Genomic DNA, 19,396 nt, shown 5'->3' with positions numbered 1-19,396 from the left:
GAATCTCATAAAGAGTATGCAATCTCTTAGCAATTGTTACAACTATGTAAATATTTACATTTACATGGGAAAAAACAGTAAATAGATTTGCCGGAACCCTACTTATGAGTTAAGTTTTATCAGGAGACATGACGAGCAACCAATGATTGTTCATTTTATCAGACATGCCCAAGCTATCAAGCGTTCCTCAACGGTGCCTGATGAGTTGCGATACCTCTCTTGCAGAGGTCGCAAAAGGTTTCGGAAAGTGTCATGCTCATTGCACAAGCAAAAAATTGATCCTGATTACATCTTCGCAAGCACTAAAACACGAGCGGTACAAACAGCCGACATCCTTGCTGAAACACTTGGCTTTCAAGGTGAGGTCATTGTTACGCCGTTGCTCAATGATTTTTCCTTGCAGTCCTTGAACGATCTCTTGCAACAGTACCCCTCGGCGGAAGAATTCGCAATTGTCGGCCATGATCCCGATTTCAGCAGTGCGGTCAGACAGCTGCTGAATCTTTCATCGTGTACGGTCACTAAAGGTTGCGTCGTCACCCTGAATATCATTACAGATCAGCAAACACTCAAGGCAGACATGACCAGCTTAATTACCGGAGGAGCCAAGACTGTCTGCAATCCGCACAAAGCCATTGCCTGGCTGCAAAAGGATCATAAAAATATGCAAGAAGGAGAACCCAAATGTCTAATACCCTAAAAGAACTGCAGCAAATCAAAGGCATTGGCGAGATTCTGGCCATGAGGCTCTGCGAAGCGGGCATTGATTCCTTTGCTGCAATCACCAAGGCTGGAGAATCAGGGTTGAAAGCAATCAAGGGGATCAATCCCCGCGCAATCCAATCGATACTGGCCCAGGCCGGAGCGCTTGCCAAGAATGCAGCTGCCGACAAAAGTGAGCGAGTTGCATTGATTAAGGAACGCAGCCTTGCCTTACGCACTGCCATTCAGAACATTGCCGAATCCGCGCGACAACGATTGGCAGAACAGCTTCAGGGCAAACCGGGACAAAAACTTGCCTTAACCCTTGTCCGGCTTGTTGACACGCTCGACAAGGTTGAGGGGGTGGCCCATAAACGATTAAAGCGCGCCGGCAAGGCCTTAACCAAAGCAGAGCGGCGTCTTGAAGTGCTGACGGATGCCGGCCACAAAGATCTGCGCAAGGGGCTGAAAAAAGCCCGTAAATCACTGCGACGGGCACTGGCATGATCGTATATCCGCATCACGAGCGTTATCCGGGAAGACTCATAGCGGTAGAAGGCCTCGACGGCTCGGGTAAATCAACCCAGATCTATTTACTCAAGCGCTGGCTGGAAATGAAAGGTGTCAAGGTATTCTTTACCGAATGGAACTCCTCTCTTCTGGTGAAAAAGGCCACAAGCAAAGGGAAAAAGCGCCAGTTGCTTACACCTACTACGTTCAGTCTTATTCACTGCACCGATTTTGCCGACCGGTACGAACGCCAAATACTGCCTCTGCTCAAGGCAGGTTTCATAGTTCTCTGCGATCGCTACATCTACACCGCCTTCGCCAGGGACACTGTTCGTGGTTGCTCCAAGCCATGGCTGCACAAGCTTTACAGCTTTGCCTGCCATCCTGACATCACCCTGTTCTTCAACACCCCTTTACAGGTGGCCCTAAACCGTATCCTCGGTGGACGGCCCCAGTTAAAGTATCATGAAGCCGGTATGGATCTGGGGCTAGCCACTGATCCCTACGAAAGCTTCAGGCTTTTTCAGGGTAAAATTTACGAAGAGTATCTGGCAATGAAGACGCGTTTCAATTTCATCGAGATCGACGGCACCTTGGCGATTGAAGAGCAGCAAAACAGAGTGCGGGACCTGATTGCCACAACAATAGACCTGCCACGCTACCGCTGTCGGACACTGGGATAGGATTAATTATGAAGTTTTATTCAGAAGGCATTCCAGGAGTTGACCCTCAGGAGTTGACCGGACGCTTGATCGTCATCGAAGGGGCAGATGGCTCCGGTCGCTCGACCCAGATCGACATATTGCGTGATTACCTTGAAAACAAGGGACATGCCACCGTAAACATGGGATTGCGGCGATCTACATTGGTATCCGAGGAGCTTAATCAGGCAAAGCAGGGAAACGTTCTCGGCGAGATTACCAGAAGCCTTTTTTACGCCACCGATTTCGCTGACCAGCTCGAAAACCGCATCATACCGGCGTTGAAAGCAGGCTTTATTGTCCTGGCCGATCGCTATATCTACACCCTTATGGCCAGGGATATCACTCGCGGCGCAGATCGCGAATGGGTCCGGTCCCTCTACGGCATCGCTCTGATTCCGGACCTGGTCGTCTACCTGAAGGTCAGTCCTGCGCAACTGGTGGAAAGAAACCTCTGCAAAAATTCGACCCTGGACTATTGGGAGTCAGGCATGGATCTGGGGCTCTCACGGGACAGTTTCGACAGCTTCATCCGTTACCAGAAGCTCATCCAGAAGGAGTTCGCACTCCTCCAAAAACAGTATGGATTCATAACCATTAACGGCAATCTTTCGTCGCGTGCTGTTGCCAAAGAGATATGCAGCAAAGTTACGGAAGTCCTCGGAGATTAACGGCATGGAGAAGAAAAGCGAAGAAGCCCAGGAAAAACTATTATCAGAACTCAAGTATTTACGCGCTACCCTTAAGGACGTCGGCGAAGCATTCATTTTACGCGCCGAAAGCGAAATCGAAACACTTGCCGGCTACATTGCCGGGATGTCACGGAAAGATAATCTACAGGTCGCAGACAGTTGGTTGAAAGAGGCACGAGCGACATCGTTCAAACCTGCGAAAGGCCGCTTCAAGGATCTGAAAAAAATCAATCATCTTCTGGAAGATCTGCTCAACATAATCATCGAAAAACAAACAACCTCGGTTCCTCGCTCCCGTAAAGCGAAACTACGTCTTGAAAACATTACGGTTGATACCAGAGCAGAACTACAATGATGCTGGTCACTTCCGATGCCCCGCTCTGGATAGTATCCAGGGCCATGATCAGTTCAAGGTACGAAGAGCTCATTCAGTGCTGGGGAACGGCAAAAAAAACCTTCTCATCAGAAGATATTCACGACCTTCGAGTGGCATCACGGCGCCTGAGAGAAGCAATCTCCATTTTTGAGCCCTGTTACCCAGCAAAAAAAATGTCCCATATTAAAACCCAGGCAAAGCATCTGACTACTATCTTGGGATCCTTACGCAATATTGATGAAGCATTGCAGTTTTTCGAACCCCTCATATTGTCTCTCGCCGAACCTTCTGCCGCATCTCTGGATACCTGGCTTCAGTCATTGCGCATGCAGCGCATCAAAGAGCACCGGCATATCGAGGACCGGATCAAAAAAATGGATCCGGTAATGATGCAGTACGGGCTGAGGAAAGCCCTGGAGCAGCCCCACATGTTCGGAGCTGCCTCTTATGACCCGTTCATGCCCATCAGTCAATACTTAAGCTCTAAACTCCTGGAGAGAGAAACTTCTCTGCTGCAGCTGCTCCCTGGCTCCCTCCATGAGCAAGACATTCACGCCCTGCATCAGTTGCGCATTGCGTTGAAAAAATTCCGCTACGCATTCGAACTAACTGCCCCACTAAATAGAAACGGCTACAAAAACCTCTATGATATTATAAAAGAATTCCAGGAGGTGCTGGGGAAGATCCATGATCTGGATGTATTCCTTGGCCTGTTACAGGAACAAGAACGGTTCGATCCAAAATGTGCCGGGCAACTGGAAGAACTGATTGCCTCACGCCGCAAAAAGTTGTATGCAGATTTCCTCACCATGCACACCGCAAATCCCATCGACCATTTGGGAGAACGGACCAGGAATCTATTGTGAATATAAATCGCCTTGCTGCCATTGATATCGGCACCAACTCTATTCGCAGCATTGTCGTTGAAGTCAAACCGAACGGTGATTTTCGCATCCTCGATGATGAAAAGGTTGCCGTGCGCCTGGGAGAAGGGCTCAATGAACATGGCTTGATCATCCCGGCCGCCATGGATAGGGCTATTGACGCCCTGGTACGCCTGAAAAAAATCATAGATGGTTATGGAGTTCATGCCATCGAGGCGGTTGCGACCAGTGCGGTTCGCAAAGCAGCAAATGGCCACGATTTCATCAAGAAGATCAAAGACACCATCGACCTTAAAGTGGAAATCATCTCAGGCGAATCGGAAGCAGAGTTGGCAGCGCTAAGCGCCTTCAACAATTTCGAGTTTGAGAACGCGCGCCTGTTGTTGGCCGATATTGGCGGTGGCAGCCTGGAGCTTGTTTCCACGGTCGGCCATCATATCGAGCAGGTTGTGTCGCTGGATCTAGGTGCTGTCTATCTGACAGAACTGTTTCTCAAGAATGATCCGGTCTCAGCTAACGATATTCAGAACCTGAGAAAACATATCCGCAAGACATTACGGTCATCATTCATTGAAGAACGGCCGGTCATACAGGGATTGATCGGCTCAGGCGGCACCATCACCGCCATTGCCGCCATGACCATGGCACTGCGCAAAGAGGGGTACCAGTCGGTACACGGCTATGAACTCCTCCGCTCTGATGTCGTCCACCTCCATGCCATGCTTACCCGAAAAACCATGAAAGAGCGCCGTGAAATCCCGGGATTGAACCCGGACCGGGCTGACATCATTATTGCCGGGATCACGGTAATTGACGAGCTCATGGAATTTTTCCAGGCAAACCTGTTGCGGGTCAACGAGAGAGGCATCCGAGAGGGTTTGATCCTGAGGGCAGTGAGAAAGCACGGCCTGCTCAAAGGGCAGAAGACACCACGCTCCTGGCAGTCGTCCGTTATGGAGTTTGCCAGATCATGTCATTTTGACGAACAGCACTCGCTCCATGTTGCCCGTCTGGCAACCGATATCTGCAAAGTTTTGGCAACAGTCTACAAGCTGGGAGACACAGAGCTTCGCCTGCTGGAAGCTGCGGCCATACTGCATGACATCGGGTACTTCATCAACTACTCCAGTCATCACAAACACTCATATCACCTGATCCGCCATGCCGACCTTATCGGTTTTACTCCCAGAGAACGCGAACTCATCGCTCAGATTGCACGCTATCACCGTAAAGCACTCCCAAAGAAAAAACATGAGCAGTACCTTCGGCTGTCAGCAGATGACCGGCTGCGTGTTGCCAGGCTTGGCGGGATTCTGCGCTTGGCCGATGGCTTGGACCGCCGCCGGAATTCACTGGTAACCGGCATAGAATGCCTGCTCTCCCCTTCCAAATTCGTAATCCGCTTGACCGGGGCAACCGAACTCTCGGTCGAGCTATTCGGGGCAAAGGTTAAAGGTGACCTTTTTCAGGAAGCGTTCCAGCTCAAACTGATTGTTGAAGCACTCTAGCCGATACCTGCATCGCCTCCGCTGCAACAGATTGAGCAACCTGCCCTGGCTGCCCGTAATTTGCAAACTCTTTGTAAGATCGCCACATGATTGCAATGTTGTTGGGTTAACATATTCCTATAAGTAACAATCAAAGGAGGTCAACCCAATGAATGTGATGCCCAAAGGTGATTACTATCTCTGGTACTGCGATTGGTGTGACAGTAAAAATCTGACCATCTGGACAAAGGTAGACACTGGTAAATTCTGTTGCGCCGCTTGTCAGCGCGAATTCAGTGTTGAGTCAGATGGTCACATCCATCTCACTGACAGTGACGATATGCTGCTGCAGGCGGTTTAATCTGCCATAACCACTACAACTGAATATTGCCTCTTTTACAAGCAAGTCGCCGACCTTGTCAGCTGTTCTTGCTTGTTTTGTTTTGTGCCTGACAGGTATCTGCAGCAACGCTCAGTTAAGACGTCTCTGCGGACAGGGCATGTCAACTAACTGCAGTATGGCGAATATCCTTACCATTCACCATAAAAATGACCATTTCGGCAATATTGGTCGCATGGTCGGAAATCCGCTCCAGGCACTTGGAGATATAGTTTATTTTGATTGACCGGGATATGGTCTTGGGATCCTCGATCATGAACGACAGCAATTCCCGCTGCATCTGCACATTCAGCTCATCAATAAAGGAATCATCCCTGCAAACCTTGAGCGCCAGGTCCACATCCCCTTCGACAAAGGCATCAAGCGCCTCTTTGACCATTATGCCGGCCCAGTGAGCCATCCGGGGGATATCGATGAACGGTTTCAGCGGCGGCTCATCATTCAATTCCTTGGTGCTTTTGCCGATATTACGACACTGATCACCAATCCGCTCCAAATCGGTTACGATCTTCAGGGCCAGCGTAATAAAGCGAAGATCCCGTGCAGCAGGTTGCCGCATAGCCAACACTTCCAGGCATTTCTCATCGATCTCCATCTCCATGCGATTGATCTCATGGTCGTAGGCTATCACCTGATCGGCAAGGACTGAATCACGTTCCAGCAGAGCCTTTAAAGCGTCGCTGATCATTTTCTCGACCTTGCCCCCCATTTCCAGGAGTTTGGAACGGATCTCATTGAGATCGTTGTCAAATTGACGGTGCAGATGCTGCTTGTCCATTGGGACTCCTCCGATAAACGACAAAGTAGCTTCAGGTGATCTTCATTGCATGAAAAGTCAGTGAATCAAGATGGCTTGTTACCCGAAACGACCGGTAATATAGTCCTCTGTCTGGCTGTTGTCCGGGTTGGTGAATATTCTCCGGGTCGTATTAAACTCGACCAGTTCGCCCATGTAGAGAAATGCGGTATGATCCGAGACCCGGGCAGCCTGTTGCATGTTGTGGGTGACAATAACCACGGTGAAGCGCTCCTTGAGCTCGTTGATGAGTTCTTCGATCTTGGTGGTGGCGATCGGATCGAGAGCGGAACAAGGTTCATCCATCAGAATGACTTCCGGATTAACGGCAATTGCCCTGGCTATGCATACTCGCTGGGCCTGGCCACCCGAAAGCCCCAAGGCAGATTCATGCAGACGATCTTTGACCTCATCCCAGATGGCAGCACCGCGCAGGCTCTTTTCAACAGTTTCATCGAGCAGCGCCTTGTCTTTGACCCCGGCAATGCGCAAGCCGAAAATGACATTCTCATAGATTGACTTGGGAAAGGGGTTGGACTGCTGGAACACCATGCCGACACGGCGGCGCAGGCTTATGACATCCATATCCGGAGAGTTGATTTCATCGTCATCAAGCTTGATGCTCCCCTCAACCCGCACCGTATCAATCAGGTCATTCATCCGGTTAAGACAGCGTAACAAGGTAGATTTACCGCAACCGGACGGGCCGATGAAGGCGGTAACCTGCCTGCGTGGGATATTGAGATTGATCCCATTCAGTGCCTGCGAATCGCCATAATAAAGATCCAGGTTGTTGATCTTCAGAACAAGATCTGAAGCGAACTGCGTGGTTGTCTCTTCCATGAAATAATTTCTCCGGGTCACAAAGGTTAAAAAGTGCGCGTAGTGTACCGTTTCTTCATCTGCGACCGAAGGTAGATGGCAGCACTGGAGGCAACGATAACAATGGCAAGCAGCAACAGAGTGGTCACAAAGACCATCGGTTTGGCAGCCTCCACGTTCGGCGACTGGAAGCCTACATCATAGATGTGGAACCCCAGGTGCATGAACTTGCGGTCGACGTGAAAAAAAGGGAATCTGCCGTCAATCGGCAACGTTGGCGCCAATTTGACGACCCCCACCAGCATCAATGGCGCCACTTCACCGGCAGCACGGGCCATTGACAGGATCATACCGGTCATTATCCCAGGAGTCGCCATCGGCAAGAGTATGCGTGATAAGGTTTGAAACTTGGTGGCCCCCAAGGCAAGTGATCCTTCGCGAATCCCCTTGGGGATGGCGGCAAGAGACTCCTCTGAAGCAACAATCACTACCGGCACCGTAAGCAGGGCAAGCGTCAGGCTGGCCCAGAGTATGCCGCCGGTGCCGAATGTCGGGGTTGGCAACCGTTCGGCATAGAACAGGTTGTCAATCCCTGCCCCAAGCCCATACACGAAGAAACCGAGGCCAAATACCCCATAGACGATCGAGGGCACACCGGCGAGGTTGTTGACGGCGATGCGCACCAGCCGAACCAGCATGCCGTCTTTGGCATATTCCCTGAGATAAACGGCAGCAATGACCCCGAACGGCAGCGAAAAGAAACTCATCAGCAGCACCATCAGCACCGTACCGAAGATTGCCGGAAAGAGCCCACCTTCGGTATTCGACTCCCGTGGCTCATCAAAGAGCAGTTCCCAAACCTTGCCGAGATAATAGGCCGCCTTTGACCAGACCGGCATGGTATTGGGACGATAACTCCTGACAATGTTGGCTAGAGAAATTTCCTTTTCATTGCCGCCAACTTCGGTAAAGGTCGCCGTGAACCGTTGCTGTTCGGCAACCTGGGCAATAAGTTTTTCAGAAAGCGTGCTGAAGGAATTCAGGATCTCCTGTCTTTTAGCAGTGAGCGCTTTGACTTCAGCATCATGTGCGGCCTTGTCCCGGAAGGACAGTTTGGCAATCTTCAGCCGTAACTGCTCTGCTTTATAGTTAAGATCCGCCATCTCCTGCTCGATTGCCCGGTTCTGTTCCGCAAGCGCCACCACTTGTTCATGCGCTGAGACAAATCGCAACCACAAGTCCTTGCTATCCGGCAACTTCAAACCTTCTATTGAAAGTTTGCTGAGAAATCCAACAAAATTGCCGTGCTCTTTGCGCTCAAGAACAACCGAATCTGCCGGATAGGTAAGAGTGCGAATCTCGCTGCGATCAACCCAGCGGAAATCCTGGCCATAGATATCGCGATTGCCGACCTTGAACTGCAGCCTGGCAACCTGACCTTTTTCCTTGGCCGTGATCTCGCCGAGAATGGCGGTACCGTCTTTCAGTTCGCCCTTTGCCACATTAGACGGCCAGAAGAACCCCAGCCCGTTTACCATGACCACGACGACCAGAATTACCGTTAAGAGCAGCGTCACAGAGAGAGCTGCTGCGGTAACAAATACCTGAGGTTCACCTTTTTTCCAGAAACTGTTCATCATTTATCCTTCAGTAGCGGCCATATTTCTTGCGAAACCGTTGCCGGTAGATCTCTGCAACAGTATTGACGACAAAAGTAAAGGCAAACAGCAGAACTGCCGACAGGAACAGCACGCGGTAGAGGGTTCCGGCATGCGGGGCCTCGGGGATTTCAACGGCAATATTCGCCGAAAGTGATCGAAACCCGTCAAACATGCTGAGATTGATGATCGGCGTGTTGCCGGTAGCCATCAGCACGATCATGGTTTCACCGACAGCCCGGCCAAAGCCGATCATGATCGCCGAAAAAATACCGGGAACCGCTGACGGAAGAACCACTCGCCAGGCGGTCTGCCAGCGGCTGGCCCCAAGGGCCAGCGAGGCAGCCGACAAGCTCTTGGGAACATTTGACAGGGCATCTTCAGCAATGGTGAAGATAATCGGAATAACGGCAAAACCAAGCGCCAGAGAAATGACCATTGAATTGCGCTGATCGGCACGAATGCCCAAATGTTCATAGAGCCAGAGCTTGAAATCACTGCCGAATAAAGCAACCTCGGCAATCCCCCCGAGATAGAAGGCCGTAGCCCCACCCAGGATTATTGCCGGCATCAGGATAATAAATTCATGGCCGAACCCCACCCGGTCAAGGCGGGATGCCGGTTTGAGCCGCTGCCAGCAAAAGATGACCACAAGAACGGTAACAGGAATGACCACTATGCTGAGGAAAAAGCCGACGATAGTCTTGTCCAGGAACGGAGCAAGCCAGAGGCCTCCCAGGAAACCGACCACGACTGAAGGGATTGCGGCCATGATCTCAACCGATGGTTTTATGAAGGCCTTGATCCGCTGGTTCAGGAACTGGCTGGTGTAGATGGCCCCCAGCAGAGCCAGGGGAACCGCGAAGATCATGGCATAGAATGTTCCCTTCAAGGTGCCGAAGATCAACGGTGTCAGCGATAGTTTCGGCTCAAAATCATCATTGGCTGCCGAAGACTGCCAGACATAGGCCGGTTCATTATATCCCTCATACCAAACCTTGCCGAACAGGGTCGTGAAGCTGACCTCGGGATGCGGCACATTGAGCTGCCAGACCGATACGGCGCCAACCTTGTCGATCCCGATCAAGCCGTTCCCCTTTGCCGCCATTCCTGCCCGGACAATGGGGTGTGCAGAACTGATCGTCAACAGGTGGCGCTCGGAAGTCATGTGGTCGAGGTGCATAACCCCGGCAGCATCAATGCTCAGCAGCGACTTGTCCCGCAAAGACGGAATGATCTCGACCACTTTTTGCTCATGGCTTGAGAGCTGGTGAATCCGAGTGAGTTGTTTTTTATTCAGCCCTTCCACGGAAACCGCAGACCAGGTAGCAACTCCCCCGCGATTATCGGCTACTGCCAGAGAAGTATCACCGACGACAAAACCAAGTGCTGCCACAGAGCGCCCGTCAGTAAACACCGGAAATGAATCAAGAAGCTGCGGGGCACCGGCGGTACTCAGATCCCAGCGCAGCAGCGTCCCCTGATCTGTTCCCACGTACAGGAGCGACCCTTTCTGATCAAGGGCAGCCGCGGCAATCCGCCCCGGAATCGGATCGCTCAACTCGGCACTTACTGTTTTGGAGGACTCGGTGCCGAAAAGGTCTTTGCTGATTTCCTGTTGGGTAACCGTAATTCTGTCAACAGCAGAGATATCCACCCGGGTAACGTTATCTTCAGAGGCTTGACGTACCATGGTCCTTACGGAAGCTGAACCTAGCTTGGGTGGGGCAAAGGCCTTTGATACGACTTCGTGGTGGATAGTGCGTTTCCCCTGGTCATCGAATCCTGGGGAAAATTTGACCTGCAGTGTAGTAAAAACGCCATCGTCCCAGGTAAGACCGTAACCGAAGCGACCGGCACGATCAAGGTAGGTAATCCTGCGTCCATTAACCCCTTCACGCTCTGCCGGCACTTGATCCAGTACCTTGCCGGAACGCAGATCGATAAACGTCAGCAGACCTCGCTCATCCAGCAAAAAACCGCTTTCCAGGTAATCATCCAGCCCGGCTGCCAGGATCTGATGGCCATTCGACACTTCAGGCACGCTAAACGATGCGACCACCTTGGCTGACGGCGGGTAAAACAGCGGCAGCGCTACGTTGGTAATCAGGACCAGTATCCCGATAACGCAGGCGATAACGAGGAACCCGACCCCTTGGATTAATTTACCGGCCAACAGGTCACGGCGTTTGATTCTTTCGGTGAGACCTTTTCTCATAGTAGCAACCTACCCGGTAACACGAAACGGCCGGATTTACCGACCGTTTCGCGCCTTTCATATCCCACGACTCTTTATATGCTCTTCATCTGCTGATCGACTACCTTCTTCGGCAGCGGCAAGAAACCGTCTTTAACAACTATCTCCTGACCTTCTTTGGAGAGAATGAACTTGACGAATTCCTCCTGAAGCTTGGGCAGCGGCTTGTTCGGCTCCTTGACCACGTAGATGTAGAGCATGCGGCCAAGTGGGTACTTTCCGGAAAGAACATTCTCGTAGTTAGGCTCGAAAGCTGCGCCACCTTCTTTTTCCGACAAGGCTATCGCCTTCACCCCGGAAGTCTTATAGCCGATGCCGGAATACCCCATGCCGTTCTTGTCCTTGGTTACCCCTTGTACTACAGAAGCCGAACCTGGCTGCTCTTTGACTGTGTCCTTGTAGTCACCCTTGCTCAGGGTGTGCTCCTTGAAGTAACCATAGGTGCCGGAGGCTGAATTACGGCCATAGAGACTGATCGGCTGACTGGCGAGCTTGCCGGCTACCCCGAGTTGCCCCCAGGTTACAATGTCAGACTGATAACCGCGTTTACGGGTTTTGGAAAAGGCGGCATCAACTTTTTCCAGAGAAAGTGCTTTTACCGGATTGTCTTTGTTGACGAACACTGCCAGAGAATCCAGAGCAACACCGATCTTGGTCGGTTTAAAACCGTATTTTTTCTCAAAGGCATCGATTTCGGTGCTTTTCATCTCCCGTGACATCGGACCAAACTGGGCAGTACCGGCTACCAGTGCCGGCGGTGCGGTACTGGAACCTTTGCCTTCGATCTGGATATTTACGTTCGGGTACTTCTTGCGGAACCCTTCCGCCCACATCGTCATCAGATTGTTCAGAGTGTCAGAACCAATGCTGTTCAGATTGCCTGAAACTCCGGCAGTGGCCTTGTATTTTGCCAACTTTGCATCAACCTTCAATGCTTCTGCCGATGCCAGGGTTGTGGTAGCCAGCAAACAGGCTCCCACCAAAATTCCAACGCGTTTTATCATCTGCATCTCCTTTTCTCTTTTGTTTGCCGACTCAATCAAAATGTGGCGGCATCTGTTTACGGTTCACTGCTAGTAACAATTACGACAGTCACCATCATTCCTTTGTCTCTGCTTTGCGCAAGGTAAAGTGAAATGTGGTTCCTTTCCCGATAGTGCTTTCACAAGTAATGCTGCCGCCATGCAACTGGATAGTGTGCTTGACTATGGACAGGCCGAGGCCTGTCCCCCCTTCGGCCCGACTGCGTCCGGCATCGACCCGGTAAAACCGTTCGAAAATCCTGGGCAGGCTCTGCGGAGGAATGCCATTACCGTTGTCGCTAAGCGACACCTTGACAAAAGCATCCTGCTCTTCGGCACTTATGGTTATGCTGCTTCCGGCAGGCGAATACTTGATTGCATTGTCAATCAGGTTAATCAGTACCTGCTCCAGCCTTCCGGCATTAGCCATTACCAGGGGCAGTTCTCCAATGTTGTCACTATTAATAATAGTTATCGATTTGGCTGAGGCTTTCGCCTCCAATAACAGGCATGCCTGCTTTACCAGCATGCCAAGCGGCAGCGGCTGCAGGTCAAGGATGAACTCATCAGACTCCATTTCGGAAAGGCTCAGCAGGTCCCTGAGCAGATTGGCAAGCCGTTCAGCATTGTTATGGATTATTTCCACGAATTGCTGGACATTTGCAGGGTTGTCACTGATCACGCCACCAAGCAGTGTTTCAGCGTACCCCTTGATAATCGTTACCGGAGTGCGTAATTCATGGGAAACATTTGCCACAAAATCTTTGCGCACATTTTCCAGCCGCTTCAGGTCACTAATGTCATGGAACACTGCCACTATCCCCAGCAGCCGATCATCATCAAGCAGCGGTACCCAGTGCACCCTGACCACACGCTCCCGATCACCGCTGATAACTATTTCCTCTTTATGTTCACACTTGTTCTTGATCACCATTTTGAAAGAATCATGAAGAGACGGATGCCGTGAAATGGTTATCAATGATCGCCCTACGATATTTTCATGCACCGCGAAAAGCTCACTGAAAGCGGTATTTACCAGGGTGATCGTCCCATGGGAATCACCCACCATGAGCCCTTCTCCAATGCCGCTCAATATCGCATTCAACTGGCTACTGTCATTGCCAAGTTTTATGAATTGCGACTCAATCCGTTCCGCCATTTCATTGATACTCTTTGCCATACCTCCCAGCTCATCATGACGGTCAACCGGTAGCCGGAGAGAATAGTTACCTTGACCGATATCACTGACAATTTTGGCAATCCTCTGCAATTGCCGCATGTTCAGCCGTGCCAGAATAACGCTGAACAGACAGCCAAGCGCAAAGGAGATGAAGAGGCTTTCACCAAGAGCAGAGTTGAGAACGGCACGCGTCTTGGCGACTGCGGTGAGCGGGAGAGCCAGTCTGATGACAGCACGGTTCTGGAGTTTGTCCTGAAACATTGCCGCAGCATAGAGCATGTCAGTGCCGAGTGTTGCGGAATGACGAATGGCAGTGCCGCGGCCGGTGCGGAATGCTTCTCTGATCTCAGGCCGATCACTATGGTTTTCCAGGTTTTTCAGCTGAGATCGGGCCACCTCCGAATCTGCCAAAACAGACCCGTTAGCATCAATAACGGTTACTCGTGAACCTGTTACTGTTGCAGTAGACACGGCAAAAGGCTGGTTATCGCCTCTAAGGTAGACAATATCGCCATGTGCTGCGCGCGCCGCCAATTCCACCTGCACTAACAGGTTTTCACTAATAGTGCCCTCAACGATCTTTCCCAGACGCGGTGCGAATAGGAGCGCAAAAGACGCCCAGGCAATCGTAATGAACAGTAAAAATGATAGGGCTAGCTTGGTGCGGAAAGAGAACTTCATTGAAACTCCAGCTTGTAACCAAAACCGCGGACAGTCTTGACCAACTCGCCGGCATCGCCGAGCTTGTTTCTGAGACGGGTAATATGGGTATCGACCGTTCGCGTATCTGAAGTGTGGTTGTAGCCCCAGACGGTACGCAGGAGAAATTCCCGGCTCAGCATGCGCTCCTTGCGTTCAGCCAGGGTTAGAAGCAACTTGAACTCCGTAGTAGTGAGAACGATAACTTCATCATTGACCTTGACCCGGTGCCGGCCAGGATCGATACAGATCGGTCCGATCTCAATCGCTTCATCAGTATCATTCTCCGGAGCACCTGTCGCGGAGCGGCGCAGAATGGCCTTGATCCTGAGCAGCAACTCCCGGTTGGAAAAGGGCTTGACCATATAATCGTCGGCACCAACCTCGAAACCAACAACCCGGTCGATCTCCTCATTGCGGGCGGTAAGCATGATTACCGGAATTCGTGACGTATCATGATGTTTTTTCACCAGCTTGCAGACATCGATGCCGTTCAACTCCGGGAGCATAAGGTCCAGCAGGATCAATGATGGCTTTTCCCTGATCGCTGTTTCATAGCCATTCTTGCCATCATTGGCTATCAGTGTCTCGTAACCCTCATTCCTGAGATTGAAGGCCAGCAGCTCTGCAAGTTCCTGTTCATCTTCAATTATCAGTACCGTCACGGCTTTGCACTCCGAGTAATCGACTTCAGCATTGCCAGGGACAATACAGCATCAAAGTTACATTGGCGTTAAGACCGTGAATAAGTTTTGCAACAATGCAATCTCCCCCACCATCCATTCATGCAGGTGAATCAGTATTGCCACTAACATTTTTCCAGTCATCCACAAGGCTGTAACCATCTACTGCAATAATTGGCAAAAAAATCAGGAGGGAAAATGAGACAGGTATTACTACCTTTAGTGGGGCGTACCATCCGAAACAATCCAACGCTGCTGCAGGTAACGTGCAAGGCCACTGCCATGGTCCGCAACCTGAACATAAAGCCGTACCTGCCAAGAGTGCGCTCGCGAGAGCTTGCCCTATGCCAACGGTCTGAACAGAATCTGTACCCCTGCCACAACCGGATATTCCGTGAAAAAGGGCATGGGACCTCCCCCACAATCATCATTGCCGGTTTTGTGCCGGATGCCACTGAGGTGGTCGAATTCCAGCGGCCGATCTTTAAAAGCCGCGGCGCAATCTACTACTTCAACTATGCCCGTTCCGGCTTTGATCAGCGGCTGTTTTCCGCCCAGCTTGCCGATCTCATAGAGGACCTCAATTCCCGGGGAGAGTCACCAGGCCTGGTCGGTATCAGCTTTGGCGCTGGCCTGGTTGCCGACTTCATCCGGCACCATCAGGATGAAAATCTCAGGATCAGGGAACTGGTCCTGGTCAGCCCGGTCCTTAGCCTGCAAGACCTTGTGCGGAGCGAAAAAGAACGGGACGGTGGCGTGCGGATGCTGGAAAGCAACGTAAAGAGGATCATCAAGGCACACGAGGACGGAAAAACTGATGTGGAACGACAGGTCGAGAGGGCCAGGCGCTGCTTTCATGCCCTGTTTGAAGCAGGAGCAGTGAACCGGCACCTCACCAGCCGTCACTTGGCCATACGCAAAAAAATCATGGATGTTATCAGTAGCACAACAGCAAAGGGGGGCTTGGAGCGCCTGCTGGCATTGACTGATTTTCAGACCCACGGGGATGAAAAACCGCTGTTCCACGGCCCGACGCTGCTGCTTTTTTCCGAGGCCGAAGAGAGTATCCTGGTGCCTAACTCACCGACCCTGACAAAGCTCCGAGAACCGGTCGAATTAAAAAAAGTCTTCCCGCAGGGGAAATGCCTGGAAATAAGCTCGGGTAACCCGGCAGACCCAGTGCCCCATGCTTCGCTGATCTTTCACCATGAGTATTACAACCAGGCGCTCACTTACTGGTACAACAGCCAGGATGAAATTACCAGGATGGCTGTCTGATGAACGGCGTCAAGCATGTGACATCAAAGATGTTCCCTATTGTGTCGCCATTAATCAATATGGGCGCCGCAGTGGCAACCGAGCGGTTTTTGAAACGCGACCCCCTTGCGGAACAGCGACAGATCTTTTTCTCCCTGCTGCGCCGGGCAGCAACGACCAAATTCGGCAGGGACTATGGATTTGCCGACATCGCCAAATTACCATTTGAGGCAGCATACGAAAGATACCGCCGGACCGTGCCTGTCAGATGCTATGCCGACTTCTGGCGCGACTATTTCAGCAACGGCTATCAGGAAGACCCTGCCGGCAAACAGCTTACACTGCGCGACGTAACCTGGCCCGGACTCATCACCCTGTTCTGCGAAACGTCCGGCACCACTGCTCCAACCAAGCATATCCCTTTCTCGAACGAAATGTTCCATGCCAACCGCCGGGCTGCTTTCGACATGATGGCTTGCTACCTCCATCATCATCCACGCAGCCGTCTCCTTGGCGGGAGATTTCTCTACATGTCGGGAAGCACCGCTCTTTCCTCGCTGGGAAACGGCATCCACAGCGGTGACATGAGCGCCATCACCCTGCGCTTTGCCCCTGCCTATCTGAAGCCTTTCGTGGCCCCTTCGCCGGAGATCTCCTCCCTGCCATGGGATGACAAACTGGAAGCTCTGGCTCGGCTGCTGCTTATGGATCGTGACATTACCGGCATCTCCGGGGTGCCGCCATGGATACTGCTGCTGCTGCAACGCTGCACCGAATTGGGTAAAGCCCCTCTGGCAAAACTGCTCCCCCGGTTGGAACTCATCGTCCATGGCGGGACAAGCCTCAGGCCGTACCGCAGCGAGTTCAGCGAACTGTTTGGTAAACGGTCCCCAAATTTCCTAGAACTGCTCCCCTCTTCCGAGGCATTCATGGGGTTTCAGGTCGCCGGAGAGCCGAACATGCGGCTGACCCCGTATTACGGGACCTTCTTCGAATTCATCCCGTTCGATCAACTGGGCGAGCAGGGTCAACCAGGCCCCGATGCCAAAGCCGTGCCGCTTGCAGCGATCGATAAAGGCGAGCGTTATGCCGTCCTGCTTTCCACCTGCTCAGGGCTGTGGCGCTATCACATCGGCGATACGCTCCGGGTAACATCAAAGACGACCCTCGCGATCGAATTCACCGGCAGAGATAAATTTCTCGACCGGTTTGAGGAAAAAGTGACCCAATCTGAAGTGGAGCAAGCAGTGGTTGACACTTCCATAATCTCGCAGGTCGAGATCCGCGAGTTCATGGTCGGACCTGACATCGGAGCACGACGCCACGTTTGGGTCCTCGCCGTAAAAGGGGATTTGCCTTCGCAGGCCTCGCTGCAACTGGCCCTACAGCTTGACAAAAGCCTGATGCAGCAAAATGCCGACTATGCTACTTTCCGGCGCCAGGACCGGATCAAGCCTCCGGAGGTGATCACCGTTGAAGAAGATGTCATCTACAGCTGGTCAAAGGATGTGCGCGGCAAACTCGGGGGGCAGAGCAAGATCCCCCATATCGATCCGACCCTTGAAGGGGATTTACTGAAAAGCCTTATGTATTATGCAGCCAATTGATTTTATGAAAGGAGATAGTCACATGAAACTTGACGAGATCAGAGCAATTGCTCAACAGCACGGCATCAAGACAAGCAAGACGAAAAAGGCGGAATTAATCAGAGCGATTCAAAATGCCGAGCAGAATGACCAGTGCTTTGAGGCAGGCAAAGCCGGGGACTGCGGCCAGGAGGCCTGTTTATGGCGCGGGGACTGCAGTTAAGGCGCCGTTCCTTATAAGCTTTCGACAAGAGTTGCAATTTTCAGCAGATACGAACCGGCATCCCCTTTCCCCTCCTGGCGGGCAATGAGGATGCCTTTTTCGTCTCTGGTAACCCAGCGGCGGCACTGATTGTCCTGATCTTCAAAGTCGATGACCCGGCAAAGGATTTTTTTCCCGGTAACGCTGATCTCTTCGCTCTTGCGCCAGACATATTTTCTGGTCACGATCCGGCCATTTTCCAGGTTTAACAGGCGGATCTCCTTCCGATCGCCTTCCTTGGCCAGAGACATCTCGGCACAGTCCATCGTGGTAAAATCGTAGCGGTCCCTTGGGATGACAACGGTTCGCGGCCTTCCCTCTTCCCTGATCTCCAGTTTTACCTGGGTCTCGGTGAATCGGGCCTCGACCTCACGCGTCACACCTTTTTCGTGCCGATCGTGGCGGTACTCGATCGGGCCATTTTCGCCGACTACCGCCTCATCATGGCTTATGCTCTGCTTAGAGAAAAACAGGAACTTTGCGTCAATAGCAGTGGTTGACCGGAAGAGAATTAAGCGTCGGCCATCCCGGGTCAATGGTTGAGAAGTAGTCTTCATCTCGCCGACGCGAAAACCGCGGCTGTTAATCTGGTAAGTTGCTTCACGCCCGGAAGCGGTGCCCAGTGCCTGGGATCTCCCCCCAGCACAGGCCATGAGCACCAGGACAACAAGTAAGGTACGGCCATGCCAGTTTCCGGCAATCGTAATTTTTGTGTGCCTCACTGGTTGAGTTGCTCCAGTTTATAGCCAAAACCCCGTATCGTCTGCACCATGTCCCCGACGTCGCCAAGTTTTGTCCGCAAGCGGGTCACATAGGAATCGATCGTCCGGTGATCGATTTCGGATGAATCTCCCCACACATCATTCAAAAGGTTATCCCTGCTGAGAACGCGCCCTGCTGAGCGGATCAGGCAGGTAAGCAGCTTGAACTCCGTGATGGTGAGATTTATTTCTCTATGATCGGCAATTATCTGATGCCGCTCCGTGTCTACAATGAGCTGGCCGATGTGGTAACGGGTCGGTTCTACTGTTTCCTTCTGCTTGATCTGGAGCTTCGCCCTGATTCTGAGCATCAGTTCCCGAATGGAAAATGGCTTAACCACATAATCGTCAGCACCCGCTTCCAGACCACTAACCCGGTCCGCTTCACTACTGCAGGCGGTGACCATAATAATCGGGATTCGCGCTGACTTTTCAGCCCGGCGCAAGCCGCGACAAACTTCGAACCCGGTCAGCCCCGGCATCATAAGGTCAAGAATAACCAGATCAAAATCCTCGGCGTCAACCTTTTCAAGCCCCTCTTCACCTGACAAGGCAATAACGACCTCATGTCCCTCGCGAACGACATTGAGCGCCACCAGTTCTGCAAGTTCAGCTTCGTCTTCAATAATAAGAATGCGAGCCATATCAGCCTCCAAAGCGA

Annotated in this window: 20 protein-coding genes; 11 read left to right on the top strand and 9 right to left on the bottom strand. The window is 51.8% G+C overall.

The genetic code is table 11. From position 1 onward, the window contains the following. Positions 1-142 precede the first annotated feature (142 nt). From KI809_RS17990 to KI809_RS17955, 8 genes are all read left to right on the top strand, one after another. Positions 143-700 (top strand): SixA phosphatase family protein, encoded by a 558-nt coding sequence (locus KI809_RS17990; RefSeq protein ID WP_214172985.1) that lies wholly within the window; start codon positions 143-145, stop codon positions 698-700. Continuing rightward, positions 685-1,209: a helix-hairpin-helix domain-containing protein gene (locus tag KI809_RS17985; RefSeq protein ID WP_214172984.1), complete on the top strand. Its 525-nt coding sequence runs from the start codon at positions 685-687 to the stop codon at positions 1,207-1,209. The genes KI809_RS17990 and KI809_RS17985 overlap by 16 nt, the downstream gene beginning before the upstream one ends. Beyond that, the gene (locus tag KI809_RS17980; RefSeq protein ID WP_214172983.1) at positions 1,206-1,895 is read left to right on the top strand and encodes a dTMP kinase; all 690 of its coding nucleotides are present in this window, start codon (positions 1,206-1,208) and stop codon (positions 1,893-1,895) included. Before KI809_RS17985 ends, KI809_RS17980 begins: the two co-directional genes overlap by 4 nt. 8 nt (positions 1,896-1,903) lie before the next feature. Next, entirely contained in the window at positions 1,904-2,584 is a 681-nt protein-coding gene (locus KI809_RS17975; protein ID WP_214172982.1) for a dTMP kinase, read from the top strand. Positions 2,585-2,588: 4 nt separating this feature from the next. Beyond that, the gene (locus KI809_RS17970; RefSeq protein WP_214172981.1) at positions 2,589-2,960 is read left to right on the top strand and encodes a hypothetical protein; all 372 of its coding nucleotides are present in this window, start codon (positions 2,589-2,591) and stop codon (positions 2,958-2,960) included. Continuing rightward, entirely contained in the window at positions 2,957-3,847 is an 891-nt protein-coding gene (locus tag KI809_RS17965) for a CHAD domain-containing protein (protein WP_214172980.1), read from the top strand. Before KI809_RS17970 ends, KI809_RS17965 begins: the two co-directional genes overlap by 4 nt. Continuing rightward, on the top strand, positions 3,844-5,373 hold the full coding sequence (locus KI809_RS17960) for a Ppx/GppA phosphatase family protein (protein ID WP_214172979.1): 1,530 nt from the start codon (positions 3,844-3,846) through the stop codon (positions 5,371-5,373). Before KI809_RS17965 ends, KI809_RS17960 begins: the two co-directional genes overlap by 4 nt. Positions 5,374-5,521: 148 nt before the next feature. Further along, on the top strand, positions 5,522-5,713 hold the full coding sequence (locus tag KI809_RS17955; protein ID WP_214172978.1) for a hypothetical protein: 192 nt from the start codon (positions 5,522-5,524) through the stop codon (positions 5,711-5,713). A gap of 142 nt (positions 5,714-5,855) precedes the next feature. Here KI809_RS17955 and phoU read toward each other — a convergent pair whose 3' ends face one another. The 7 genes from phoU to KI809_RS17920 all read right to left on the bottom strand — a co-directional run bounded on the left by phoU (position 5,856) and on the right by KI809_RS17920 (position 14,851). Next, on the bottom strand, positions 5,856-6,530 hold the full coding sequence (phoU, locus tag KI809_RS17950) for a phosphate signaling complex protein PhoU (RefSeq protein ID WP_214172977.1): 675 nt from the start codon (positions 6,528-6,530) through the stop codon (positions 5,856-5,858). 78 nt (positions 6,531-6,608) lie between these two features. Further along, positions 6,609-7,391 carry a phosphate ABC transporter ATP-binding protein PstB gene (gene pstB, locus KI809_RS17945; RefSeq protein ID WP_214172976.1) on the bottom strand — a complete coding sequence of 261 codons (783 nt, stop codon included), beginning with the start codon at positions 7,389-7,391 and terminating at the stop codon, positions 6,609-6,611. 26 nt (positions 7,392-7,417) lie between these two features. Beyond that, positions 7,418-9,010: a phosphate ABC transporter permease PstA gene (gene pstA, locus KI809_RS17940; protein WP_246559494.1), complete on the bottom strand. Its 1,593-nt coding sequence runs from the start codon at positions 9,008-9,010 to the stop codon at positions 7,418-7,420. Between the two features lie 7 nt (positions 9,011-9,017). Further along, on the bottom strand, positions 9,018-11,246 hold the full coding sequence (locus tag KI809_RS17935) for an ABC transporter permease subunit (RefSeq protein ID WP_214172975.1): 2,229 nt from the start codon (positions 11,244-11,246) through the stop codon (positions 9,018-9,020). A 74-nt stretch (positions 11,247-11,320) separates the two neighbouring features. Further along, a complete protein-coding gene (locus KI809_RS17930) occupies positions 11,321-12,289 on the bottom strand; it encodes a PstS family phosphate ABC transporter substrate-binding protein (protein ID WP_214172974.1) in 969 nt (322 codons plus the stop codon). A gap of 94 nt (positions 12,290-12,383) precedes the next feature. Further along, positions 12,384-14,168, bottom strand: a complete 1,785-nt coding sequence (locus KI809_RS17925; RefSeq protein ID WP_214172973.1) for an ATP-binding protein — start codon at positions 14,166-14,168, stop codon at positions 12,384-12,386. Beyond that, entirely contained in the window at positions 14,165-14,851 is a 687-nt protein-coding gene (locus tag KI809_RS17920; protein WP_214172972.1) for a response regulator, read from the bottom strand. The genes KI809_RS17925 and KI809_RS17920 overlap by 4 nt, the downstream gene beginning before the upstream one ends. Positions 14,852-15,067: 216 nt before the next feature. On the opposite strand from KI809_RS17920, the gene KI809_RS17915 reads away from it, so the two are divergent. From KI809_RS17915 to KI809_RS17905, 3 genes are read left to right on the top strand one after another with little or no spacing between them, the layout of a single operon-like run. Further along, on the top strand, positions 15,068-16,147 hold the full coding sequence (locus tag KI809_RS17915; RefSeq protein WP_214172971.1) for an alpha/beta fold hydrolase: 1,080 nt from the start codon (positions 15,068-15,070) through the stop codon (positions 16,145-16,147). Further along, a complete protein-coding gene (locus KI809_RS17910; RefSeq protein WP_337833335.1) occupies positions 16,147-17,733 on the top strand; it encodes a GH3 family acyl-acid amido synthetase in 1,587 nt (528 codons plus the stop codon). Before KI809_RS17915 ends, KI809_RS17910 begins: the two co-directional genes overlap by 1 nt. A 22-nt stretch (positions 17,734-17,755) precedes the next feature. Continuing rightward, positions 17,756-17,935 carry a Rho termination factor N-terminal domain-containing protein gene (locus tag KI809_RS17905; protein WP_214172970.1) on the top strand — a complete coding sequence of 60 codons (180 nt, stop codon included), beginning with the start codon at positions 17,756-17,758 and terminating at the stop codon, positions 17,933-17,935. An 11-nt stretch (positions 17,936-17,946) separates the two neighbouring features. Here KI809_RS17905 and KI809_RS17900 read toward each other — a convergent pair whose 3' ends face one another. Together KI809_RS17900 and KI809_RS17895 are read right to left on the bottom strand one after the other, a co-directional pair. Next, positions 17,947-18,696 carry a DUF3108 domain-containing protein gene (locus tag KI809_RS17900; protein WP_214172969.1) on the bottom strand — a complete coding sequence of 250 codons (750 nt, stop codon included), beginning with the start codon at positions 18,694-18,696 and terminating at the stop codon, positions 17,947-17,949. After that, on the bottom strand, positions 18,693-19,379 hold the full coding sequence (locus KI809_RS17895) for a response regulator transcription factor (protein ID WP_214172968.1): 687 nt from the start codon (positions 19,377-19,379) through the stop codon (positions 18,693-18,695). Before KI809_RS17895 ends, KI809_RS17900 begins: the two co-directional genes overlap by 4 nt. Between the last annotated feature and the right edge of the window lie 17 nt (positions 19,380-19,396).

It is taken from the genome of Geoanaerobacter pelophilus (genome assembly GCF_018476885.1).
GTDB classification, from domain to species: Bacteria; Desulfobacterota; Desulfuromonadia; order Geobacterales; family DSM-12255; genus Geoanaerobacter; species Geoanaerobacter pelophilus.
This window is presented reverse-complemented; position numbering and strand designations above follow the sequence as displayed.